Below are 25,577 nucleotides of genomic sequence, written 5' to 3'. Positions count from 1 at the left end.
CAACCGCCCCACCGCATTGAGCAACAGGCCAGGCCGCTCCCCGAAATCATCACTCGGAACGAAGAATCACCGTCATCCGCTCATCCGCCAGGGTCGAGCCGAACACTTCGGCGTAGCGCAAGGTGGCATTGGCGTGCTCGCGCATGATTGCCTCGGCGCGGCTGCCCTGGCGGTTGATCAGGGCGTCGAACACCGAGTGGTGCTGCATGTGGGCGTAGTTGAAGCGGCGAAACTCGCCGGCCATGTTCTGGCGATCCACCGCCAGGGCCGTGACGGAGGCGAAGGGCAGGTGGTCGTTGCGGGCCAGGGCCACGGCAATCGCCGGGTTGTGGCTGCCTTCGACGATTACCTGGTGAAAACGCATGTTGAGGTCGTGGTAGACCTCCAGGTCATCCTCGGTCACGAAGCCTTTGGCGAACAGCGCATCGCCCTGCACCAGGCACCGTTCGAGGATCGCCCGGGCCTCGTTGGACAAGCCGCGCTCGGCCGCCTGCCGGGCGGCCAGGCCTTCCAGCACACCTCGCACCTCCACGGCCCCGGCAATCTCCTCGGGACTGACCGAACGCACCTGGAAGCCTCGCCCGCCAAAGCGCACCAGCAGGCCTTCCTGCTCCAGCGTGCGAAAAGCCATGCGCACCGGCATGCGTGACACGCCGAACAATTCGGCCGTGGGAATTTCCATCAGGCGCTCACCGGCGGCCAACTCCCCCGAGGCGATCATTTTACGCAGCGCAACCAGCACCGTTTGACCGGGCTTACTCATCCAGGCGATTTCCCCAAGAAACAGCCGCCATAGTAGAAGGCTGGCGGTGACGTGTCACGGTGGCCACCGCGAGCCGACCTAGGCCAGCGCCTGCAATTGCGCCAACGTCTGCTCATCCAGCGTGATGCCCTGCTCGGCGGATTTGGCCCGTTCGCGATGCCGGCGATCCCCCGGAAGCCGTCGCAGGCCGACACCGTGCATCTGCCTGACCAGTTCCTGGCTGCGCTCGGCAAAGTCCTGGCCGGCGGCCTTGCTCGGGTCGATGACGATCAGCAACTGGCCGGTCCACGGTGTCTTGGCACCCGGGTGGTTGCTCCAGTCGAACTCAAACGAAAAGTGCCCGCCAGTCAGGGCCGCGGCCAGCAACTCGACCATCATCGACAACGCCGAGCCCTTGTGCCCGCCAAACGGCAGCAGTGCGCCGCCCTCCAGGATGGCCTTGGGGTCACGCGTCGGCTGGCCGAGGCTGTCCACCCCCATGCCGGGCGGCAGCAACTCGCCCTTGCGCGCGGCGATCTGCACATCACCGTGGGCGATTGCGCTGGTGGCCAGGTCGAAGACGATCGGCTCGCCAGCGGCCCGTGGCGCGGCGAAGGCGATCGGGTTGGTGCCGAACAGCGGGCGATCCGCGCCATGGGGCACGACGCAGGTCATGCTGTTGACCACGCTCAGCGCCACCAGCCCTTCGTAGGCAAACGGCTCGACATCCGGCCACAGCGCGGCGAAGTGATGGGAGTTACGGATCGCCAGCACCGCAATGCCGGCGCTGCGGGCCTTTTCCACCAGCAACGGGCGCGCTGCGGCCAGGGCTGGCTGGGCAAAACCGTTGGCGGCGTCGACCCGCACGAAGCCTGACGCCACGTCCTCGACCACCGGCACTGCCCGCCCGTTCACCCAGCCGCTCTTGAGTGTCGAGACATAACCGGGGATGCGAAACACCCCATGGCTATGGGCGCCGTCGCGCTCGGCGCCAGCGCAGTTTTCGGCCAGGACCCGGGCGACCTCGGCAGAAGTGCCGTGCCGCAGGAAGATTTTCTCCAGCAAACTCACCAGGGCATCGAGGGACAGGGGGCGAGAACCAGCGTGTTCGGATTGCGCAGACATCTGAAGCTCCAGAGTGATTGTTGGAGGTAGCAACAGCGTAAGTCGGACCAGCCCATGATTAAACACCGCTTCGCGCGCGCACTGTCAACTGTTCACGCGATAACTATGTACCGCCTCACGGTCGTCGTTCTTGCCCACGCTGGCCGCTTCCCATGGACGCGCCGCCCCACGGCGCCAAGATCGAGAAGCAACGATGACGACTGCCCCCACGCCCCTGCTGTTTCCCCACGTGTTGGACGCCAATCGCCTGGACCAACTGGACGACAGCCACGGCTTGACTCAGGCCGATCTGGAATGGCTGCACCACGCCGCGCTCCCCAGCCACACCCTGCGCCACGCGCAGACTCCACCGATGGAGGCGCAGACCATCCACCTGCAGGCCGAGGACAAGCCCTCGGTGCCCCTGGCCGGCTGCCTCACCCTCAAGGCCTTGACCGATAAAAGCCCAGCGGCCGTCAAACCGGCCTTTCTTTACACGCCCTACGGCGGGATCCAGAAATTCGACAGCCCCGAAGCGTTGGATAGCCACCTCGAAAACCTGCTCAAGGACAAGGCCCAACGTGACGAACTATTTAGGTTGCTCTCGATTCCCCAGCGCAGCGAACTCAACGGTGCATCCGTCATCACCTCGTCCAGGCAAACCATCCGCGGTGACGTTTTCGCCACCTTGATCGAGTCCGTCGAACAGGCCCAGGGCCTCAACGCCCAGGCGATGGTGAGCGAGTTGGTCAAGCTGCCGTCGCTGGCCGTCATGCTCGACCAGGTCTTGAACGAGGTGCTGTCGAATTTCGATCACAAACAGGCCCGCGTCGCGCTCAGCGCAGACGCCGGTCCGGGCACGATGGGCGCGGGCCGGGTCGCCCGCAACCTGTCACTGGCCGAGGCCGTCCTGGTGTACTTCCACCATCAGGGTCGGCCCGCCGGGCATGACGTCGACTTTATCCATCCAGGCATCACCACGACGTCGTCCAACCGCCAGCAGTGGCAAGCCATCCTGCGGGATACGGCCCGGAACCTGCTCCCCAAGCTGGCCGCGCGCCTCGACACCTATTGGGACGCCATCGCGCCGTTCCATGCCCCGCGCCGGGACTTTCTCGCGCAGGTCATCAGCGACGGCTTTCGCGCCGCCGTGTTCATCCAACGAGAGAAGCGGCAACTGACCGAAGCGCAGAGCCAGGAACTGCTGCGTCTGTACCGCTCCTCCGGCCCGCAGGAACCGCTGTTGTTCGTGGAGTCGGTTCGCCTCTGGGAGTACGCGCCGCTTTACGTGGAATTGGCGGGCTCATTGATGATCAGCGGCAAAGAGCATTACCTGTATACCCCTCACCACGGCCTGTCGAGCGTCGACGGCCACCTGGGGTTCAAGGCCGCGCTGCTCGGTGCGCCCACCTCGGTTGCCCGCAAGGACGCGCTCTACAGCCTGCTGAGCCTGCAAGAGCGCAACCGTTTCCTGCGTCTCGACGAGCCGCACGTGTCAGGCAAGACCCTCTCATATCCGGTGTTCGAGTCCCTGGCCGAGGCCATCATCGACAAGCAGATGAACAACCTGCACTACGCGCTGGAAATGTCGCGCCAGGGCGACATGGACGTCCACGCACTGGTCGACAAGGCACTGGACATCCGCAGCCTGATCAATGGCAAGTTGCTGGAACAGCAGGCCCACGGGCACTGGAACACCCAGCCGTCGTTCTATGGCGAACTGCGCCTGTCCAACTTCATGGCCGACCGACTGGAACGCCAGGGCAACAGCTATCAATCGGTCGAGCAGGCCTTCAACGGCCTGTTCAGCCAGTTGCCGCAATCCACCGATGTGGCACTGGACGACGAACTTCGGGCGCTGTTGCCCGAACTGACCCATGTGTTCTCCCAAGGCGTGCGCGCAGAGGCCGAACTGCGGGAGCTCAACGGCACCCTACCGCCCGCCGCGCACGATCTCATCCGCACCGTCTTCGCCTTCGACGCCGAAAACCCGGACCGCACCCAGCGCCTGGGAGTCAAGGGTTTCCGGCCTGACGTCTATTCGTTGCGACTGAGCTGCACCCTGGACGGCTCGACTGTCTACCTGCCCCTGCCCAACTGTTTTCTGTTGACCGAACGTGGCGGGCTGGACACGCCCTACTCCGGCCTGGGGATTTTCTGGTCACCCGCCGATGGCTTTCGGGCCTTTTCCTCCGTTGAATTGGCCACGCAGCAACTGAACCGATACCTGCTGGACTCGCAAAGGCGCTTCGGCCTGCTCGCCAACCTGCCGCCGGCGCAACGCAAGCCTCACGGCCTCTATCGCCTGGCGTCGTTCGAGCTGATCGAGGACAACGTGCTGGTGAACCGGATGAATTCGTTCATCGGTTATTTCGAGGCCGAGCATGGTTACCTGAGGCAATTGAAGGCCGGTGACTGGCGTCTGGCCGGCCCCGCGCTGGTAGACAGTCTGCGCGCCCTGGTCAGGAAAGGCGCGCCCACCAACCTGATGCGCGCAGCGCAAATCGCCGAGGCCGACCGCTGGCAACAGACGCTACCCGCCTGGCTCGGCACCGCCGCCCTCGAAGACCAACGCCTGCACATCGATCTGCTGGAGCAATACAAGGGCAGCGTCAGCGACGGCAAGGATTACCTCGACGGCGTCGAGCCACTGGCCGTCTATGTGAACGCGCGGCTCAAGACCCTGCTGACCGCACGCTTCGCCGATAACAAACTGGACCCCGCCACGTTGCTGGTCACACCAAAGCTGGCACTGGCTGGGCCTGCCAGGTCGCTGACCGAGTTTGCCCTGAGCCACCTCAACATCACTGCCCTGCCCGGATTCAAGGTGTCGTCCAGCACCGGACAAAAGCTGCCGGACAACTTGAACGAAACCGCGATCCGGCAAATCCTGTTGTCGCTGGACATCTCTGGCACTTACAAAAACCAGGTGCTGGAATACTTGTCGGACACCGGCGCGGGTGTCGAAGACCGCAAGCGCAGGTTCCGTCAGCAGGTCCCTTGGCAACTTCTGCAACACGCGCATGCGCGCCACCTGCAACAGCACCTCTCGCCCACCGCCTTCGACCTGATCCGCCAGGTGCTGGACATCCCCGACGGCCTGGCGCGCCAGGCCGTGGAAGGCGCCGATGCCGTGATTCGGCCGTTGGAGCTGATCAAGACCGCGGGCGCCACGGCGGTCAAGGCGTTGGGCCTGTACCTGATCGGCCGAGGCGCCAACGGCACCGGACCGCAGATTCTGTATGCCCCCTATCACACGGGCCACTGCTTTACCGAATTCAAGGACGAAGCCAGCGTCGTCAGCACTTTCAACACCCCAGGGGCACTCCAGGACCTACTGCTTCGCCGCCTGCCGGAGCACCAGCAAGCCACGTTCAAAAACCTGTTCGCCAGCACGGTCGGGCACCTGTCGGAAATCACCCTGGCCGCCAACCCGATCCAGACCAACCTGCTCGACACCCTATTCAATGACAACCGGCAACTGTTGTCTCAGATGCTCGACACGCAAACCGACCGGCACCGTCAGTTCGATTGGGAGACGGTCCTGCATCTGTTCAGCGCCAGGGTCAAGTTCATCGGTCGGCAATTGCAGGGCAAACTGGCCTTCATCGAGACGCTCTGGGAAAGCTACCAGGACTTCAAGGCCTCGGCCGAAGCGTTACAGCAACACGATTGGAAAGCCGGGCTGCACAATTTTATCGCCGGCGCCGCCGAGATGGTGTCATTGGGATGGATGAACCGCGACGACACCTTCGGCCTGCTCGCTCCCGTAGAACCCGTGGCGCAGGATATCCGAGTGCTGACACCGCCGCGCTGGCAGGACATCGCCTCCACGGCTCCAACCCGCACTAACCTGCGGGTCTTCCAGGCCTTGGGTGTGAGCCTCGCCGATCTCCAGCAGAGCGCCACCGATGGCATTTACCGAGCCCAGGCGTCCGGCCGGTTCTACACCAGCGTGGCCGGCCAGGTGTTCGAAGTGGCCAAGGCCAACCGCACCTGGCGGGTGGTCCATGAAAATGGCGAAGGCCCGTTGCTCACGCTTTCCCACGACCGCAGAAAGTGGCTGATCGACCCACAACGGCAAACCATCCGCTACGGCAAGGTGATGTCCACCCTGGCCAACGCCTACAGCGACCATAAGGCAGGCGAAACCCTGAACATCGAAGCCCGGGGCATGGACAAGATCCGACGCAAGTATCCGCGCCAGGCCACCGTCATCGTGCAGGCCCTGGAAACGGCGCGGTACTACTGCGCCAACGCCCTCGACAATCTTGATCGCATCGAGCAAGGGGTGTCTGCGGGCTCTCGGCTGGACACGTTCTTCAAGGCCTTCTTTGGCGTCTACACCGTCGATGTCGCGCTGATCAAGAAGGTCCACGCCGCGATCTCTCCGCTGTGCCAGGCGCTGGCGAACCCGGCCTGGGAATGGCAGAACGGCCAGCGCATCGTCATCGGCAGCCTCAAGGACCCTGCCGACGGCGCCACGGCGTTCGTGCTCGAACCTGAGGAGAAAGGTCGGATCTACCTCACCCAGTTGTTCTTCGACCCGGGGCTCGATGGCTACAAAGCACTCGTCCCGCAGACGTTCAATGTCGACGCCCATGCCCAGGCGGCCACACTCATCCACGAAATTTCCCATCAACTGTACGACACGCTCGACATCATCTACCTGGACGCGCCACTGCCCTTCCTCGACCTGATATCCAGGAGCACGCACCTGGGGCGGGTGGCCTATAACCAGCAGGAAGAACTGCAGCACCACGGATTTTCGCTGAGCACGCCACGCAGCAAGCTGTTCCGGGAATGGGACAGCGCCGCCAAGGAACTCAGGAGCCTGGAGTTCTTTCCTCGCCACCAGGATACGGTCAAGGCCATCCTGGAAATGACCGGGGCAGCGAGCCTGGATCAAGCCCGTGATGCCTTCCTGGACCCGCATCTGCCGAAAAAACGCATCGACGTCATCCTGCGCAACGCCGACTCCATGACGTTGCTGGTCTGCGAGCTGGGCAGGCAGCTCGATGCGGCATGATTGACAAAGGCGTTGGCGAGCGGCGTTGATCTTTTTTTCACGACGCGTGTGCGAAGGTAGGCCTTTGTTCGCGTCTTTGGGTAAAAACCGGCTCATTTGATGTTCAAACGCCATGACGGCAGTTCTCGGCAGCGCCTGCCGAAGGTTAGAATGCGGCAAACCAGGAAGAGTCAATGACCGAACCTACACTCTCGGAAGCCGAATACGACGCCATCACCGATGCAGCCGCCCATTGGTGCATGCGCTTGCATGCCAGCGACTGCACCGATGCCGAGCGACGGGCCTTCAAGCAATGGCACGATGCCGATCCCCTGCATGCGTTCGAATATGAAGCCATGCTGGAGATCTGGGCGACGGCCGATCACCTGCCCCGCGTCGAGCCGCCCGCCACCCTCGCATCCCCGGCGCCCCGGCCTCGGTCCCGCTGGAGCCGGCTGGCCGTTGCGGCGGCAGTGCTGGCCGTCGGCTTGCCCCTGGCGGCGTTCACGGGTTGGCACCTCGGCTGGGTCGCCAATTCCTATGAACACTTCGAGGCCGGCGCAAATGTGCGCCATATCACCTTGAGCGACGGCAGCCAGGTGGAGCTCAACCTGGGCAGCGAGCTGGTATTTGCCAATTACAAGCATGAGCGTCGGGTGACGCTGGAAAAGGGCGAGGCATTTTTCGATGTCAGCCATGACAAGCAGCACCCCTTTGTCGTCCGCGCAGGCCAGGGCCAGGTGCGCGTGACAGGCACTCGCTTCAATGTCTGGATGTACCAGGATCAGGTGCGGGTCACGCTGGTGGAAGGTTCCGTGTGGGTGACCAGCAACCAGGCGCTCGCCAGCACCGGTTCGCAGCTGACCCCAGGCATGCAGGCCAGCTACAAGGCCGGCGACTACCAGCCGCAGGTGCGTGACATTGGCGCCGATGACAGCTCACTGGCGTGGCGCAACGGCAAGCTGGTGCTGGACAACCTCGCCCTCAGCGAGGCACTGCCGCTGATCAATCGCTATCTCGCCCGCCCGGTCATGCTGGCCGACAACAGCACCGGCTCCCTGCGTATCGGCGGGATCTACAGCCTCAATGAAGTGCAGAACCTGGTGCCTTCCTTGCCCAAGGTCCTGCCGGTCTACCTGACCCAGAACAAGGATGGCAACCCGGTCCTCAACGCCATAGGGCAACGGCCAGCTCCACACTGAATGATTCCCCGGCGGGAGTGAGCCTGCTCGCGAAGACTTGAGCCCAGCCAACATCAATGTCGCCTGGACTGCCGCTTTCGCGAGCAAGCTCGCTCCCACAGGGGGGGGGCCGGCCGGCCCCATCTCTCCTGTGGGAATGAGGCCTAGTGCCTTGCCACCCGGCCTATTTCATCGCGCTCACGAATGATCACGGCCTGGTAATCCGGGTCGGCCTTGATTTGCTCTTCGGTGAACGGCAACACACTCCATTGCTTCTGCGAAAACGCCCGGGTCTGGTCGGTTGAGTAAGGCGACGCCGGGTCGCTGGACAACGAGAACGCCAACAACCCCTGGGCCTGTGGCCCCTTGTCGTCGAAGGTCACCACTTGCAGGTAGCTGGTGCCGCCGACCACTTCGCGCTTGCCGTTCGCCGCCGGTACGCTCTGGATGGCGTTGTAGATCCCCAGTTCCCCTGGCCCGCCGTGGATCGGTGTCTGCCGGTCACCGCTGCTGGCGACTTGAATGTCTTGCCATTGACGGTCCTTAGACCATTGCGCAGCCTCCACTGCCGCCACCGAGGCCAGCATGGCCTCGCGCACGGCCTTGAGCACCGCCGGTCGCTCGATCGCCAGGCCGCGCGGGGTGTGTTGCGGGTCTTTTGGATCGAACGCGACCCGCCACGATTCAGGCAGCGCCTGCACGCGTTCCATGATGTGCTGGAAGTGCACGAAACCCAGCCCACTGTGCAAGCCCGCAGTGCGATCCCAGGTCTTGAGGCTGGCACAGGCCTCGGCGATTGCCGCGGCGTCTTTGCCGGCCTGGGCGGCGCATGCGCCAAGCAAGTCAGGCACGACCTGGTCAGCCAGGTAGACCCGATCGTCCATGACCATGCGTTGCAGATCTTCCACCTTCACCGCTCCGTCCTTGGCGAGCGAGCCCAGCCGATCCAGGGCAAACCGTGAACGCAAGCCCAGCGGCTGGCCGTGCTGGCTGATCAGCGGCGAATAGCCAGTCAGTGGCTGCGCCGGATTGACCATCCAGGCCGAATCGTTGGAGTTCTGCACGTAGTCGCGTCGCAGCAACTGCGGCAACTGGTCGGCGGCATATATGCCCTGTTGCGCGGCGTTGGGATCCACATCCCAGGCACATTCACTGCGCGAACCGTCCAGCACGATCAGTTGCAGCCCGGCCCGGGGGTCGCTGCAGCGTGCCAGCTTGGCAGCGTTGACGTTCGGCACCACCGACAGGTTCATGTAGAGGCTCTGCCCCTGGTCGTCCACCGCCAGGGTGTTGACCCAAGGGATACCCTGGATGCGATGCACGGAGCCCTGCAAGTCCTTGAGCGAGACCGCCTGGTTCATGGCGTGCCACTGCTCCAGCACTCGGTCGTTGTCCAGGTTCGCGTCCCGCAGGCTGAAAGCGAAGCGGTTATCCCAGTCGAGCTTGCCTGGCCACTGGACGATTGGCCCGAACTGCGAGCCGTAGACTACGCGGGACACCGCTTTGACCTGCCCGTCAGGTTGCTTGACGTCCACCGTGACCGCTTGTTGGCTCATTGGCACCGACTGGCCGTCGATCAGGTAGCGGGTCGGGTCCTTCGGGTCGAGTTGCAGGCGGTACAGAGTGAAATGCTTGGAGGTGTCGACAGTGTGGGTCCAGGCCAGGTGCTGGCTGAACCCGATGTTGATCACTGGCAGACCCGGCAGGGCCGCGCCCATGACATCCAGCTTGCCGGGAATGGTCAGGTGCATCTGGTAGAAGCGCATGCCGCCCACCCAGGGAAAGTGCGGGTTGGCCAGCAACATCCCGCGACCGTTGAACGAACGCTCGCTGCCGATGGCCAGCGCATTGCTGCCGCGCTCCAGGGCGAACCGTTGCTGCCGGGTCGCGGCGTCTGCAAAATCGTTGGCGACAGCGCCATTGAGTGCGCTCGCCTGGGGTGGCTGCGCTCCGGCCAGGGCTTCGGCGAACTGGCCAACGCCGCCTTCCACCAACAGGCGCCGGGTCAGCTTGACCAGGTCCAGCGCCGTGATCGGCCGAACCCATTCGCTGGCGCACTCCACGGGCAGGCCTTTGGCCTTGCGCTCGGCCAGCGCCCGGTTGTAACCCGCCACGTAGCCTTCGATCCGTTGCTGGACCGGTGGCGTCTGGGCCTGCCAGAAGCCGGACACCGCCTGCGGCGTGTTGAGCCAGTTGAAAAACACATCGCTGACACGGTTTTCCCGCTGCTCCACCGTCAGTTGCTCGGGCCCGAAGTAGCGCGAGCGCTGGCCATTGACCGTGACGATCTCGTTCGCCAACAGGCAGAGATTGTCCTGGGCGTACGCATAGCCGATGCCGTAACCCAGGCCGCGCTCATCCTGGGCACGAATATGCGGCACGCCAAAACGGGTGCGGCGGATCTCGGCGCTGGCCTGCGCCAGGTCGTCATGCGCCACGACCACGGGGCTGAGCCCCAGGGCTACGCCCATAAAAGCGCCCGCGAGGGCCATCCTCGATAACTGCCCGGACATTCTCACGTTCACTCCAGATGAAGACTTCAGAAAACCAGGACGGCCACCGACGCTCGTGACAACCGGCTGCGGTTCGCCCTGGAACATCCACACGCCGCCCGTTCGAACGGAATGTGCCTCCCCTGGAAACGAACCGGATGAAAAAAAATTAATCGCCTGAAGGGCGTTCTATCACGGGGTTTGACGAAGCAAGGGCAAATTTTTCACATCCCGCCCTTCATGATTGCCCGCCCTCGTTCGTCCTATTACAGGAGAGTATCCGTGACCTTTTCTGAACAGGCTGGTAAGGAGTTTCTGCATGCGTAACGCGCAACTGCCCATGGAGGGCAAGCCACGACCGACCGGCGTTTCGCTGGCCGTCCCCCACACCGTCTTCGCCAGGCCCGCCGAGCGCGGCGGCAATGAACACATCCGGCGCCTGCTCAAGAGCTTCGGGCTGAGGACCAGCCTGATTCGCCTCAAGGTCATCGACGCGCTGCTCAAGGCGGCCGAGGACAATCACGGCCTGGGCGTGCGGGGTGTACACAGCCAGTTGCTGGGGCTGGACATTCCGTTGTCCTTTCTCAGTGTTCGCGAGGTGTTGAAGCGCCTGTGCAGCGAGGGGGTCATCGTCCTCAACCCCGACAAGAGCTACTGCCTGCACCCCAAGGCCATGGCCGTGATCGAGGCCGGTGAGTGACGCCTGGGGTCAGGGCTTGACCTTGCGCCGCATCACACCGTTGATCACCACCACGATGACCGCCACGGCAATGGCGATGTATTGAAACAGCTGCTCGCTGATCATGCCTTTGCCCTGCATCCAGGACAGGCCCAGCATGATCGCCAGGACCACGAGGACGATCAGAATCGAGTACTTCAAGCGTTGTGAATGAGTCATTGCCAATTTCCTGAATGTTGCCGTTCTGTAGCCCGGGGCCTGCCGGGGTGACACCGGATCGAGCGATGACGGGCAGCGCACGGGCGGCCCATGGTACAGGCCAACCTGCCTGTTCGCCTACGGGCGATCACTTGCTGCCAGGGCCCACGACACCGCCGATGCACGGCATTCAAGCTTGGGCGAGGCGCGCCGATACAAGTTGGTACGTTCATCCCAACTGTTCTTGAAAGACGCCTCCGTGCAAGGAACCACCCCCATGCCCGCATTCCGAACGATTCAGGCTCGCTACACGCTGTTCCTGGTTCTATTCATCCTGGTGCTGTCGATCCTGACGGTCGTGGGCATCAGTTACCTGGTCGCGCCCAAGCTGCGCCATACCGAAGAACAGGTGGTCCTCAACCGCATTGGCGAAGTCGCCCAGCAGATCCAGGGCGAATTGAACAAGGTGCAGGCCCAGCAGCGCAGCATCACCCAGACCATTCCACTGCTCGACAGCGACGCCATCGACAAAGTGCTGCCAGGGCTGGTGGACCAGTACGGCGAGCTGAAAGTGTTTGGCGGCGGGATCTGGCCGCTGCCGAACCAGCGCGCCGAGGGGCGCAGCAAGTTCAGTACGTTCTGGCACCGCGATGCCTCCGGCAAGCTAGTGGTCAATACCTTCTGGAACAGTGACGCCGCGCCGAACTACTACGAGCAACCCTGGCACAAGGGCGGTATGGCCACCCCGGCGGGCAAGTGCGCCTGGGCCGCGGCCTACAAGGACGACGCCAGCGCCGAGCCACGCACCAACTGCGCCATGGCCATCCAGAAAAACGGCGTGCCCTATGGCGTGTCGACCATCGACGTGACCCTGGGCTTCTTCAACGAGCTGGTGGCGCGCAAGGAAGCCGACCTGAGCGCCGAGATGCTGATCGTCGAAGGCGACGGCAAAATCATCAGCAACAGTTCGCGCATCAACGGGCCGATCGTCCTGAAGAACATCAGCGAACTGGCCGCCAGCTCGCCCTTCGCCGCCCAGGTCCAGGCCGGCCTGGCCCACCGTGACCAGCCGCTGCAACGGATCGAGTTCGACAACAACGGCGTGGCCAGCACCTTTTTCATGCGCCCCATCGAAGGCTCGCCGTGGTTCCTGGCGACCGCATTGCCGACCCGCCTGATCACCGCCCAGCGCGACGATGTGTTGAACACGCTGAGCCTGCTGCAAATCCCGATGGTGATCCTGCTGGTGCTGATGCAGTTGTACGCGATCCGTCAACTGACCAACCGCATGAAGATCCTCAAGGGCAACATCGACGCCTTGTCCACGGGCGATGCCGACCTGACCCGACGCATCACCATTCGCGCCGAAGATGAACTGGGCGCTATCGGGCATTCGGTCAACGGCTTCATCGCCTACCTGCAGAACATGATTGGCGAAGTCACCCAGGCCACCGGCGCCATGGCCTCCAGCCTTGAGAACCTGCAACGGACCTCGGCCCACACCAGCGAGATCCTGATGCGCCACGCCTCGGAAACCGACCAGACCGTGACCGCCATTACCGAGATGAGCTCCACGGCCGAAAGCGTGGCGCAGAACGCCGCCGAGACCGCCGCGTTCACCCAGCGCGCCAACGAGCACGCCGATCGCTCTCGCGTGGTCGTCGGCGAGGCGTCCAACAGCGTCGTGGCGCTGATCGACGAAGTGTCCAGCGCGACCCGCAAGGTCGAAAGCATGCAGCAGGATGCCCAGCGCATCACCGAGATCCTCGGCGTGATCGGCGCCATTGCCGGGCAGACCAACCTGCTGGCCCTCAACGCCGCCATCGAGGCCGCACGGGCCGGCGAGCAGGGTCGCGGCTTTGCCGTGGTGGCCGACGAGGTCCGCGCCCTCGCCGCCCGTACCCAGGCCAGCACCTCGGAGATCAACGAAATGCTGACCCGGCTGACCCAGGGCGTAAGCTCTTCGGTGCAGGCGATGGAAAACACCCAGGCCAGTTGTCAGTCGGCCGCCGATGCGACTTCCCGAGTCAACTCGGGCCTGGACGAAATGGCCGGTTCCGTCAGCCAGATCAACAGCCTGAGCACCCAGATCGCCACCGCCGCCGAACAGCAAAGCGCGGTGACCGAGGAGATCAACCGCAGCATGGTGCAGATCCGCCACATGGTGGAGGAACTGGTGGAAAGCGGCCTGGCCAGTGAAAACAACACCCGACAACTGCTGGACGCCAACAGCCGGGTGAATGCGATCATGGGTCGATTCAAGGTGCGCTAACGGCTACGGCCATAACCTCCGTGGAAGCCGAGCTTTCGCGATAGCGGTATGTCAGTCGACAATCATGTTGGCTGGCCTGCCGTTATCGCGAGCAAGCTCGGCTCCCACAGGGTATGGCTGACGCCCCCATCCTCAGTCCCGCCTGACAATTCTGTCATCTGCGCTTCAGCCCCCTGTCAGCTCTGCCTCGCTACTCTGCTATCCTGCCGCCCAATCGTTCGACATGAGAGCCCCTCCATGGCCAAGCCCCTGCACCTGCTCGCCCTGAGCGCCTTGTTCCTGACCACCCTGGCCCAGGCCGCCGAACCGGTCACCATCGACGTGCACCGCGATGCCAACTGCGGCTGCTGCAAAAAGTGGATTTCGCACCTGCAAGACAACGGTTTCAAGGTCAATGACCATGTCGAAGCCGACATGGCTTCGGTCAAGCAACGCCTGGGCGTGGCGCCCAACCTGCGCTCGTGCCACACCGCCGAGATCAACGGCAAATTCGTCGAGGGTCATGTCCCGGCCGAGCAGGTACTGGCGTTGAGCAAGCGCGATGACTTGCTCGGTGTCGCCGCGCCCGGCATGCCCATGGGTTCGCCCGGCATGGAAATGGACGGCATGAGCGATGCCTACCAAGTGATCGGCCTGAAGAAGGACGGCACGCAAACCGTGGTGGCGGATTACCCGGCCCATTGACGGCGCGCGGTGGAACGTTCGAGCGGTTTGGTTGCCTGTGGTTAATGTCGCCATAATCGGACCGCCCCAGGATCGGCGGCGGTCCCCAAGGAGATTGACCATGTCGCGTTCTACCGCTCGCTGGCTGCCGAGCCTGTTCCTGACTGCCTCGCTGCCCTGGTTCGCCCAGGCCGCCAACCTGTCGCAAGGCCCGGCCTACGGCGCGCAACTGGAAGGCTTCGACTACCCCTACACGCTCAAGCACTTCGCCTTCCAGTCCCAGGGCAAGGCCTTGCAGATGGGCTACATGGACGTACCGGCCCAGGGCAAGGTCAATGGCCACACGGTGGTGCTGATGCATGGCAAGAACTTCTGCGCCGCCACGTGGGGCGACTCGATCAAGACCCTCAGCGAGCAAGGCTACCGGGTGATCGCGCCGGACCAGATCGGTTTCTGCACCTCGAGCAAACCCGACCATTACCAGTACAGTTTCCAACAGTTGGCGAGCAATACCCAGGCCCTGCTCAAGACCCTCGGCGTGCAGAAAGCCACGGTGCTGGGCCACTCCACCGGTGGCATGCTCGCCACCCGCTATGCCTTGCAGTTTCCCGATCAGGTCGAGCGCCTGGCGCTGGTCAACCCCATTGGCCTGGAGGACTGGAAAGCCCTCGGCGTGCCCTACCGTAGCGTCGACCAGTGGTACCAGCGCGAGCTCAAGCTCAGTGCCGACGGCATCCGCGATTACGAACGCAAGACCTATTACGCAGGGCGCTGGAAGCCTGAGTTCGATCGCTGGGTGGACATGCTCGCCGGCTTGAACAAAGGGCCGGGGCATACGCAAGTGGCGTGGAACTCGGCGCTGATCTACGACATGATCTTCACCCAGCCGGTCTACTACGAGTTCAAGGACCTGCGCGTCCCCACCCTGCTGCTGATCGGCACCGCCGACACCACGGCCATCGGCAGCGACATCGCGCCACCCGCCGTGAAGGCCAGGTTGGGCCGCTATGAGGTATTGGGCAAACAGGTTGCACAGTTGATCCCCCAGTCGACCCTGGTGGAGTTCCCCAACCTGGGGCACGCGCCGCAAATGGAAGAGCCGGAGCGCTTCCACAAGGCCTTGCTCGGCTGGCTGGACAAACCCATTCCCTGACGAGGTGTTCCATGGCGGTGCAAATAGCAGTCATCGACGATTGGCAAGACGTGGCGCGGGACGTGGTCGACTGGTCGCCGTTGGACGCCGTGGGCCACGTGACCTTTGTCCATGACTACCCCGCTGACCGCGACACCCTTGTCGAGCGTTTGCAGTGCTTCGAAGTGATCTGCGTGATGCGCGAGCGCACCACCTTCGATGAAGACCTGTTGCAGCGCCTGCCCCGTCTCAAGCTGTTGCTCACCGGCGGCATGCGCAACGCCGCCCTCGACCTTGAAGCCGCTGCCAGGCTGGGCATCCAGGTGTGTGGCACGCAAAGCTACAAGCATGCGGCACCCGAACTGACCTGGACGTTGATCATGGCCCTGACCCGAAACCTGGTGCAGGAAGCCAATGCCCTGCGCGCCGGTTTGTGGCAGCAAGGCCTCGGTGGCGACCTGCACGGCAAGACCTTGGGGATCCTCGGCCTGGGCAGCATCGGCACGCGGGTGGCGCAGTTCGGCCAGGTGTTCGGCATGCGGGTGATCGCCTGGAGCCAGAATCTCACGGCCGAACGCGCCGCCGAAGCAGGCGTGACCTATGTGAGTAAGCAGGCGCTGTTCGAGCAGGCCGACATCCTGTCGGTCCACCTGGTGCTCGGCGAACGCAGTCGCGGCCTGGTGGATGCCCAGGCCTTGGGCTGGATGAAACCCTCTGCCTTGCTGGTCAACACCGCCCGCGGGCCGATCGTCGATGAAGCCGCGTTGATCGATGCCCTCCGGCACAAACGCCTGGCCGGCGCCGCCCTCGACGTCTTCGCCCAGGAACCCCTGCCCGCCGACCACCCGTTCCGAACCCTGGACAACGTACTGGCCACCCCGCATGTGGGCTACGTCACGCAACAGAACTACCAGCTCTTCTATTCCCTGATGATCGAAGACCTCCTGGCCTGGGCCGCCGGCCAACCCATCCGCCTACTGACCGCCACCCCCTGACCACACCCGCTCCCACAATTCAATGGCGCATGTCCACAAAACCGGCGCCTGGCCAAGGACCCCTGTGGGAGCGGGCTTGCCCGCGAAGACGCCATCCCAGTCAACATCACCGCCCCAGACAGACCGCTTTCGCGGGCAAGCCCGCTCCCACAATTGAATGGGGCATGTCCACAACCCCCCCACCTGGCAACGATCCTTGTGGGAGCGGGCTTGCCCGCGAAGACGCCATCCCAGCCAACATCACCGCCCCAGACAGACCGCTTTCGCGGGCAAGCCCGCTCCCACAAGTGGCCCGGGTCGGGCACGGCCAATCCTGTTCCCACATTCCATCCCAGCCTGTCATTCACCTGTAGTTTTTCAATAGCACACAGGCCATCAAAAAGCCTCTATCGCTCACGCCCCTTAATGGTGCGCGACGCCATCCCATCGCGCGCCGCTATAAAACACGGCATGCCCTGTACACGGTTTTGATTTCAGAAACATGCACTTCGTCGGCGCGTCTTTCGCGCTGTCGTGTAAGACATTGCCGACAAAAAACGTGATTGTCGGACAATTCGACGAAGCGCACCGCAGCGCTCTAGCTTCTGACCTAGACTCGCGAACCGGGGGTAATACCGACCGATCATCCAGACGAAAAAAAGTCGAAACTTTTCGCAACGGCGACAGGTCAGGGTAATGGAAGGGTAACAGCGGCTGGTGCAGTCCTTGCAACGGCCCTCCCACCTGATTCGCTTCGCCGCATTGGGCAGCGCTTTGCTTACCTTGCGTAGCGCTTGTGCGCCTGGCCGCAGGATTCGGCCAATGTAACAACAGCTCTGGCGCATGCCGGAAACAGATCGAGAAAACAGGAGAGATTTATGATCAGTGCTGCCTTGGAACCACAACAGGTCCGTTCTCAATTACCGCCGGCGGCCGATTCGCCGACGGCTCCGGTGCTCGCCACCGGCGGCAAGGCACTGCTCCCCGTCGTTCGCCACAACCCCAATCGCAAGAAGGTCTTGTTCGTCACGTCGGAAATCGCCGACCTGGTGAAAACCGGCGGGTTGGGCGACGTGTCTTCGGCGCTGCCCCGGGCCATGGCTGGCCTGCATGATGTGCGGGTACTGATTCCCGGCTATCCGCAGGTGATGAACAGCGGCAATCCGATCCACATCATCGGCGAACTGGGCGGCCACGCCGCGCTGCCGCCGTGCAAGATCGGCCGCATGGACATGGCCGACGGCTTGGTGATCTACGTCCTGATTTGCCCCGAGCTGTATGCCCGCGAAGGCTCGCCCTATGGCGCCAACAACGGTCGCGACTGGCCGGACAACCACATTCGCTTCGCCCGCCTGGGCCTGGCGGCCGCCGACATCGCCGCCAACCTCGCCCAGATCCACTGGTGCCCCGACCTGGTCCATGCCCACGATTGGCCGGCTGGACTGGCGCCGGCCTACATGCACTGGCGCGGCCAACGGACCCCCACCCTGTTCACCATTCACAACCTGGCCTACCAGGGCGTGGTGAGCCTGGCGTGCTGCCCGGAGCTGGGCATTCCCGAACACGCCTTGCAACAGGAAGGCATGGAGTTCTACGGCAAGCTGTCGTTCCTCAAGGCGGGCATGGCCTACTCCAGCCACATCACCACCGTCAGCGCCACCTATGCCCAGGAAATCACCACCCCCACCTTCGGTTGCGGGCTCGATGGCTTCCTGGCGGCCAAGACCCAGCAGGGCCTGCTCAGCGGCATCCCCAACGGCATTGACGAAAGCTGGGACGCGGCGACCGACTCGCACCTGTTCCGCCAGTTCGCCATCGGCGACTGGGAAGGCAAGGCCGTCAACGCCGCCCATGTACGCGAGCTGTTCGGCCTGGACGATTGCACCGGGCCGCTGTTCGCCGTGGTCTCGCGCCTGGTGTACCAGAAAGGCCTGGACCTGACCGAGGCGGTCGCCGAGTTTATCGTCGAGTCGGGCGGCCAGATCGCGATCATCGGCCGTGGCGAGCCGGAGGAAGAACAAGCCATGCGCGAACTGGCGCTGCGTTTCCCCGGCCGGATCGGCGTGCGCATCGGCTTCAACGAAACCGATGCGCGGCGGATGTTCGCCGGCAGCGACTTTTTGCTGATGCCGTCGCGCTACGAGCCTTGCGGCCTGAGCCAGATGTACGCGCAGCGCTTCGGCTCGCTGCCGGTGGCACGCAACACCGGCGGGCTGGCGGACACCATCGAGGACGGCGTCACCGGTTTCCTGTTCGACGAGTCCACCGTCGACAGCTACAAGGAGGCCCTGAGCCGGGCCTTCAAGGTCTTCGAATTCCCTGATCTGCTCAATGCCATGCGTTGCCGGGCCATGTCGGCACCTTTCAACTGGAGCAAGGCGGTGGAGCCCTACGCCGAACTCTACGAACAGCTGGTGGCTAAATCACTGGGTAAATCGGCCAGACAATGAGGTAACGATGTCGTCAAGGACGCCTGATACATGGACCCACGGCGCGGTGATGCTCGATAACGAGCACACCCGCTTCGCCCTCTGGGCACCGGATGCTTTTTTTGTCAGTGTCGAATTCGACTCTGGAGATTCAATCCCCCTGCTGCCCCAGGCCGACGGCTGGTTCATGATCCAGACCCGTTGCCCCGCCGGCACCCGCTACCGCTTCAACATCGACGGCGAGCTGGAGGTGCCGGACCCGGCCTCCCGCGCCCAGGCCGGCGATATCGACCGCCACAGCGTGGTGGTCGACCCCCATGCCTACCAATGGCGCCACACCCACTGGTCCGGCCGGCCCTGGTACGACGCCGTCATCTACGAACTGCACGTTGGCGCCCTCGGTGGTTTCGAGGGGGTCGAGCAGCACCTGGCGCGCCTGGCCGGGCTCGGGGTCACCGCCATCGAACTGATGCCGCTGGCGCAGTTTCCCGGCGACCGCAACTGGGGCTACGACGGCGTCCTGCCCTACGCGCCACAAGCCTCCTACGGCACGCCGGAGCAGCTCAAGCACCTGATCGACAGCGCCCATGGCCACGGTCTGGCGGTGATTCTCGACGTGGTCTACAACCACTTCGGTCCCGACGGCAATTACCTGCACCGCTATGCCAAGGGGTTCTTTCGCGAAGACAAACACACGCCTTGGGGCGCGGCGATCGATTTTCGCCGCCGCGAAGTCCGGGACTTCTTCATCGACAACGCGCTCATGTGGTTGCTGGAATACCGTTTTGACGGCCTGCGCCTCGACGCCGTGCACGCCATCGAAGACCCGGATTTTCTCCAGGAGCTCGCGGCGCGGGTGCGCGAACAAGTGGACCCGACCCGGCACGTCTGGCTGACCGTGGAAAACGAGCACAACCAGGCCAGCCTGCTGGAGCAAGGCTACGATGCCCAGTGGAACGACGACGGCCACAATGCCTTGCACGTGTTACTGACCGGCGAGACCGACGCCTATTACGCCGACTACGCCGAGCAGCCCACCGAACAATTGGCACGCTGCCTGAGCCAGGGTTTCGTCTTCCAGGGCCACATCAACCGCCACGGTGAGCCACGAGGCGAACCCAGCGGGCACCTGCCGCCCAGCGCGTTCGTGCTGTTCCTGCAGAACCACGACCAGATCGGCAACCGCGCCCTCGGTGAGCGCCTGCATCAACTGGCCCCGCCCCAGGCCTTGCAAGCTGCGACGGTCCTGTTGCTGCTCTCGCCGATGATTCCGCTGCTGTTCATGGGCGATGAAGTGATTGCACCACAGCCCTTCCTGTTCTTCACCAGTCATCACGGCGAACTGGCGCAATTGGTGCGTGAAGGCCGACGCAATGAGTTCAAGGCCTTCAGCGCCTTCGCCGACCCGCAACAGCGCGAGCGGATTCCCGATCCCAACGCGGCCACCACCTTCGAAGCCTCGCGCCCGAACCTGGAGGCCCATGAACCGGAACAACTGGCCCGCGAGACGCTGTATCGCAGCCTGCTGAAGATCCGGCGCGAAGAAATCGTCCCACGCCTGCCCGGCGCCCACGCGCTGGAAACGGACGTGCTCGGCCCGGGCGCCGTCAGTGCCCGCTGGCAGTTGGGCGACGGCAGTGTGCTGCGCATCGACCTCAACCTCAGCGCCGAGCCGGTGGCGCATACCGCCGCCGAGGACCCACGCATTCTTTTCGAACATCCGCCCCACGCCATGGGTCTGTTGCAACAGGGCCACCTTGCGCCCTGCAGCGCGCTGGTCAGCCTGACACAGGCGGCCCCGTTGCCCACCATCACTGGAGAGCGCCCATGAGCGATGCGCAACTGGAAATCCTCGCTGGCCGGGCGGGCCTCGCGGTGGATTGGATCGATGCCAACGGCCGGGCCCAGAAAGTCTCGCCCGCCGTCTTGCGCTCGGTCCTGACGGGCCTCGGCCACCCCGCCGGCAGTGCCCAGGAAATCGACGCCAGCCTGCTGCAATTGCAGCAGGAACAACAGAACCATCAATTGCCACCGCTGCTCACGGCCGATGTCGGGGTCAGTGTCGACTTGAGTCGTTACTTCGAGGCCGGCACCCCCTGCGAGATCCGCCAGGAGGATGGCGCCACGCTGAACCTCAAGCTCGACGCCGACGCCAGGCTGCCGGGCATGCTGCCGGTGGGGTACCAGCACGTCAGCATCGACGGGCAGCACTTCACCCTGGCGGTCGCGCCGGCGCGCTGCTACAGCGTCGCCGATGCGGTAAACGATCCAACGCCACGGACCTGGGGCCTGAGTGCCCAACTGTATGCGCTACGGCGCCCCGGTGACGGCGGTTTCGGTGACACCCAGGCCCTGGAAGACCTGGCACGGGTGGCCGGCGAGCGCGGTGCCGAGGCCATCGCCATCAGTCCGATGCACGCGATGTTCAGCAGCGACACGGGTCGCTACAGCCCTTATTCGCCGTCCAGCCGGTTGTTTCTCAACAGTTTGTACGCGGCGCCAGGCACCATCCTGGGCGAGCGCGCCCTGCGCACCGCCATCGATGCAACGGGCCTTGCCAACCAACTGCAAAAGCTGGAAGACCAACCCCTGGTCGACTGGCCGGTGGCGGCCGAGGCCAAGCAGAAGGTCCTGCGGGCGCTGTACGACGGTTTCAGCCAGGGCGAACACCCCTTGCACGAAGACTTCAGCAGTTTCCGCCACGCCAGCGGCGAGGCCCTGGAAAACCACTGTCGCTTCGAAGCCTTGCAGGCCGAACGCGCCGCCCGCGGCGAAAGCCTCGACTGGCGGCAGTGGCCGGAGGAATGGCGCAACCCGCGCAGCGCCGTGCTGGCGCATTTCGCCGAAGAAAACGCCGATGAAATCGGTTTCTATGCCTTTTGCCAATGGCTGATCGCCCGCTGCCTGGAGCGCGCCCAGAGCGCCGCCAAATCCAGTGGCATGGGCATTGGCCTGATCGCCGACCTCGCGGTGGGGGCCGACGGAGCCGGCAGCCAGGCCTGGAGCCGTCAGGATGAATTGCTCGCCTCGCTGACCGTGGGCGCACCGCCCGACATTCTCAACCGCTCCGGCCAGGGCTGGGGAATCTCGGCGTTCTCCCCCGAAGGGCTGGTGCGCAACGGTTTTCGCGCATTCATCGAGATGCTGCGGGCCAACTTCGCCCACGCCGGTGGCTTGCGCATCGACCACGTCATGGGCCTGCAACGCCTGTGGGTGATCCCCAATGACGCCCCGCCTTCGGACGGCGCCTATCTGTATTACCCGGTGGACGACCTGCTGCGCCTGCTGGCACTCGAATCCCACCGTCACCAGGCCATCGTGCTCGGCGAAGACCTCGGCACCGTGCCGGACGGCCTGCGGGAAAAACTCAGCGCCCGGTCGATCCTGGGCATGCGCGTGCTGTTGTTCGAACAGGACAACACCCACTTCAAGCCGATCCTCGACTGGCCGGACAACGCGCTGGCGACCACCAGCACCCATGACCTGCCGACCCTCAATGGTTGGTGGCACGGGCACGACATCGATTGGAATGCGCGGCTGGACCTGATCGACTCCCACACGGAAATAGACTGGCGCAAGCACCGTGAACGTGAACGCGAAGGCCTGCGCAGCGTGCTGAACCAGGACCCACAGAACTTTCGCGAAGAACACCGCGAGACCGACCAGGTGCTGGACGCCAGCGTGCGCTTTCTCGGCCACACCCGTGCGCCGCTGGTGCTGTTGCCACTCGAAGATGCCCTGGGTATCGAAGAGCAGGCCAACCTACCCGGCACCATCGATACCCATCCCAATTGGCGCCGCCGCCTGGCCCACGACAGCCAGGCGTTGCTGGATCACCCGGACGCCGCCCGGCGCCTGGAAATACTTGCCTGTGCGCGACTCCAGGCGAACGAGCGTGACCGATGAATCTGCCTACGATCCAACCACTGCGGGCGACCATTCGCCTGCAATTTCATAAAGGCTTCACCCTGGACGATGCCGTCGCACAGGTACCGTACTTCGCCGCGCTGGGCATCAGCCATATCTATGCCTCCCCGCTACTCAAGGCCCGTGCCGGCTCCATGCACGGCTACGACGTGGTCGACCCGACCCTGGTCAACCCGGAACTGGGCGGCGAGGACGCCTTGCGACGCCTGGTGGCGACCCTTCGCGAGCACCGGATGGGGCTGATCCTCGACATCGTCTCCAACCACATGGCGGTCGGTGGCAACGACAACCCCTGGTGGCTGGACCTGCTGGAATGGGGGCGCCTGAGCCCGTATGGCGAATTCTTCGACATCCAGTGGCACTCTCCCGACCCATTGCTGGAAGGCCAGTTGCTGCTGCCATTCCTGGGCAGCGACTATGGCGTTGCCTTGCAGGAAGGCACCCTGCAACTGCGCTTCAATGCCGCGCAAGGCAGCTTCTATGTCGAACACTACGAGCACCATTTCCCCATCTGCCCGATGCACTATGGCGAGTTGCTCAAGCCCACCGACGACCTGCCTGGCGAACGGGCCGAAGCCCTCAAGGCGCTGGCCGAACGCTTCACCACGCTGAACTACCAGACCGACGCCCACACCCTCGCCCGCCCGCTACAGGTGCAATTGCGCGAACTGGCGACAGCTCCGGATATCCTCGCCGCCATCGAGGACAACCTGCGCAACTACGATTGCACCCAACCGGAAGGCTTCGAGCGCCTGCACCAACTGCTGGAACGCCAGAGCTACCGGCTCGCCAGCTGGCGCACGGCCGCGGATGACATCAACTGGCGACGGTTTTTCGATGTCAACGAACTGGGTGGGTTGCGGGTCGAGCGCCCGGCCGTGTTCGAAGCGACCCATGCGAAGATCTTCCAGCTGATTGGCGAAGGCCTGGTGGATGGCCTGCGCATCGATCACATCGATGGGCTGGCCGATCCACGAGGCTACAGCCGCAAGCTGCGCCGGCGACTCGATGCCCTGTCCCCGTCGCGGCACCTGCCGATCTTCATCGAGAAGATCCTTGGCGACGGCGAGACCTTGCGTCGGGACTGGAACGTCGACGGCAGCACCGGCTACGAGTTCATGAACCAGATCTCGCTGCTGCAACACGACCCGGCCGGTGCTGAACCGCTTGCCGAGTTCTGGAGCCGCCAGAGCGAGCGACCGGCGCACTTCATCGAGGAAGCCCGGCTGGCCCGCCAGCAGATCCTCAACGGCTCCCTCGCCGGGGACTTCGAAAGCGTCGCCCAGGCCCTGCTGCAAGTGGCGCGGGACGACGTGATGACCCGCGACCTGACCCTGGGCGCGATTCGCCGGGCGTTGCAGGAACTGATCGTGCATTTCCCGGTGTACCGCACCTACATCAGCCCTTTGGGACGCTCGACCGAAGACGAGGCGTTTTTCAACCAGGCCCTGGAAGGCGCCCGGCAAACCCTCAGCGAAGCCGATTGGCCAGTGCTCGATTGCCTGGCCGGCTGGCTCGGTGGCATGCCCTGGCGCCAACGCCCCCGCGGCCCCCAGCGCAAGCGCCTGCGCCATGCCTGTGTGCGCTTCCAGCAACTGACCTCGCCGGCCGCCGCCAAAGCCGTGGAAGACACCGCGCTGTACCGCTCGGCCGTGCTGTTGTCGCGTAACGATGTGGGCTACAACACCGAACTGTTCAGCGCCCCGCCCCAGGCATTCCACAACGCTTGCCTTGAGCGGCTCGAGCATTTCCCCGACAACCTGATGACCACCGCGACCCACGACCACAAGCGTGGCGAAGACACCCGCGCCAGGCTGGCCGTGCTCAGTGAACGCGCCGACTGGTACACCGCCAGCGTGGAGCAATGGCGCATCCTCGCGCCCTCGCTGCACAGCGATCCGGCGTCGCCTTCGGCTGGCGATGAACTGATCCTGTACCAGGCGCTGTTGGGGAGCTGGCCGCTGGACCTGGACATCCAGGACCACAAGGCCTTGGCCGAGTACAACGAACGCCTCTGGCAGTGGCAGCGCAAGGCCCTGCGCGAAGCCAAGCTGCAAAGCAGTTGGGCGGCGGTCAACGACGCCTATGAGCAAGCGACCCAGTTGTTTCTCGAACGCCTGTTGCTGGGCGATGAAGGGCTGCCGCTGCGCAGTGCCATCGCCGAGGCAGTCCAGGCCATCGCGCCAGCGGGGGCGCTCAACAGCCTGGCGCAAACCTTGCTGCGCATGACCGTGCCCGGCGTGCCGGACTTGTACCAAGGCAACGAGTTCTGGGATTTCAGCCTGGTGGACCCGGACAACCGGCGCCCGGTGGATTTCCAGGCGCGTCGCGAAGGACTACAGGCCGACAGCACGCCGGCGAGGTTGCTGCGCGACTGGCGCAATGGCCGGGTCAAACAGGCGCTCATCGCCAGGACGCTGGCCCTGCGCGCCCAATGCCCGCAGTTGTTCCAGCAAGGCCGCTACCAACCGCTGGAAGTGGTTGGCGAGCAAGCCCGCCGGGTGCTGGCGTTCATGCGCGAGCACGGGCAGCAACGGGCGGTCGTCGTGGTGCCGATCCATGCTGCCCGCTTGCTGGAAAACAGTGCGCAGCCGCAGGTGGCCGCCTCGGACTGGGGCGATACCCGCGTGTCATTACCGTTCGCCACCCAGGAGGGAAAACTGAAGGGACTTTTTTCAAGCACAGCAGTCACACCCCAAGGGGAGCTGATGGTCAGCGCCGCGCTGGGGGATTTCCCGGTCAATGTCTTTATCCAATCTTGAGTTGTCAGGAGCAC

At 64.1% G+C, this 25,577-nt stretch carries 15 protein-coding genes; 11 read left to right on the top strand and 4 right to left on the bottom strand.

Annotated features, from left to right (window positions below):
* Positions 1 to 49: 49 nt before the first annotated feature.
* Both VM99_19105 and VM99_19100 read right to left on the bottom strand, forming a co-directional pair.
* Positions 50 to 763: a GntR family transcriptional regulator gene (locus VM99_19105; GenBank protein AKK00076.1), complete on the bottom strand. Its 714-nt coding sequence runs from the start codon at positions 761 to 763 to the stop codon at positions 50 to 52.
* A 78-nt stretch (positions 764 to 841) separates the two neighbouring features.
* Positions 842 to 1,867: a lactate dehydrogenase gene (locus VM99_19100; protein AKK00075.1), complete on the bottom strand. Its 1,026-nt coding sequence runs from the start codon at positions 1,865 to 1,867 to the stop codon at positions 842 to 844.
* 193 nt (positions 1,868 to 2,060) lie between these two features.
* Here VM99_19100 and VM99_19095 point away from each other — a divergent pair, with 193 nt between their 5' ends.
* Positions 2,061 to 6,875 carry a hypothetical protein gene (locus VM99_19095; protein AKK00074.1) on the top strand — a complete coding sequence of 1,605 codons (4,815 nt, stop codon included), beginning with the start codon at positions 2,061 to 2,063 and terminating at the stop codon, positions 6,873 to 6,875.
* Positions 6,876 to 7,048: 173 nt separating this feature from the next.
* Positions 7,049 to 8,056, top strand: a complete 1,008-nt coding sequence (locus VM99_19090) for a peptide ABC transporter substrate-binding protein (GenBank protein AKK00073.1) — start codon at positions 7,049 to 7,051, stop codon at positions 8,054 to 8,056.
* A 143-nt stretch (positions 8,057 to 8,199) separates the two neighbouring features.
* Here VM99_19090 and VM99_19085 read toward each other — a convergent pair whose 3' ends face one another.
* Positions 8,200 to 10,548, bottom strand: a complete 2,349-nt coding sequence (locus VM99_19085; GenBank protein ID AKK00072.1) for an acyl-homoserine lactone acylase subunit beta — start codon at positions 10,546 to 10,548, stop codon at positions 8,200 to 8,202.
* Positions 10,549 to 10,846: 298 nt separating this feature from the next.
* On the opposite strand from VM99_19085, the gene VM99_19080 reads away from it, so the two are divergent.
* On the top strand, positions 10,847 to 11,227 hold the full coding sequence (locus tag VM99_19080; protein AKK00071.1) for a fe2+ zn2+ uptake regulation protein: 381 nt from the start codon (positions 10,847 to 10,849) through the stop codon (positions 11,225 to 11,227).
* 9 nt (positions 11,228 to 11,236) lie between these two features.
* Here the strand turns inward: VM99_19080 and VM99_19075 are convergent, their stop codons facing one another.
* Positions 11,237 to 11,425: a hypothetical protein gene (locus VM99_19075; protein AKK00070.1), complete on the bottom strand. Its 189-nt coding sequence runs from the start codon at positions 11,423 to 11,425 to the stop codon at positions 11,237 to 11,239.
* A 256-nt stretch (positions 11,426 to 11,681) separates the two neighbouring features.
* On the opposite strand from VM99_19075, the gene VM99_19070 reads away from it, so the two are divergent.
* From VM99_19070 to VM99_19035, 8 genes are all read left to right on the top strand, one after another.
* The gene (locus VM99_19070) at positions 11,682 to 13,676 is read left to right on the top strand and encodes a chemotaxis protein (GenBank protein ID AKK00069.1); all 1,995 of its coding nucleotides are present in this window, start codon (positions 11,682 to 11,684) and stop codon (positions 13,674 to 13,676) included.
* Positions 13,677 to 13,913: 237 nt separating this feature from the next.
* Entirely contained in the window at positions 13,914 to 14,360 is a 447-nt protein-coding gene (locus VM99_19065; GenBank protein ID AKK00068.1) for a metal-binding protein, read from the top strand.
* Positions 14,361 to 14,460: 100 nt separating this feature from the next.
* Positions 14,461 to 15,492 carry an alpha/beta hydrolase gene (locus VM99_19060; protein ID AKK00067.1) on the top strand — a complete coding sequence of 344 codons (1,032 nt, stop codon included), beginning with the start codon at positions 14,461 to 14,463 and terminating at the stop codon, positions 15,490 to 15,492.
* Between the two features lie 11 nt (positions 15,493 to 15,503).
* Complete coding sequence (locus tag VM99_19055; GenBank protein ID AKK00066.1) at positions 15,504 to 16,466, top strand: 2-hydroxyacid dehydrogenase; 963 nt, start codon at positions 15,504 to 15,506, stop codon at positions 16,464 to 16,466.
* Between the two features lie 857 nt (positions 16,467 to 17,323).
* Positions 17,324 to 18,895, top strand: coding sequence for a glycogen synthase (locus VM99_19050; protein ID AKK00065.1), 1,572 nt, complete (start codon positions 17,324 to 17,326; stop codon positions 18,893 to 18,895).
* Positions 18,896 to 18,902: 7 nt separating this feature from the next.
* Positions 18,903 to 20,705 carry a malto-oligosyltrehalose trehalohydrolase gene (locus VM99_19045; protein ID AKK00064.1) on the top strand — a complete coding sequence of 601 codons (1,803 nt, stop codon included), beginning with the start codon at positions 18,903 to 18,905 and terminating at the stop codon, positions 20,703 to 20,705.
* A complete protein-coding gene (locus VM99_19040; protein AKK00063.1) occupies positions 20,702 to 22,780 on the top strand; it encodes a 4-alpha-glucanotransferase in 2,079 nt (692 codons plus the stop codon). Before VM99_19045 ends, VM99_19040 begins: the two co-directional genes overlap by 4 nt.
* Complete coding sequence (locus tag VM99_19035) at positions 22,777 to 25,563, top strand: maltooligosyl trehalose synthase (protein ID AKK00062.1); 2,787 nt, start codon at positions 22,777 to 22,779, stop codon at positions 25,561 to 25,563. The genes VM99_19040 and VM99_19035 overlap by 4 nt, the downstream gene beginning before the upstream one ends.
* Positions 25,564 to 25,577: the final 14 nt, after the last annotated feature.

It is taken from the genome of Pseudomonas chlororaphis, assembly GCA_001023535.1.
GTDB classification, from domain to species: domain Bacteria; phylum Pseudomonadota; class Gammaproteobacteria; order Pseudomonadales; family Pseudomonadaceae; genus Aquipseudomonas; species Aquipseudomonas chlororaphis_E.
Note: the sequence above shows the minus strand (reverse complement) of the source record. Positions and strands in the feature narration are given on the sequence as shown.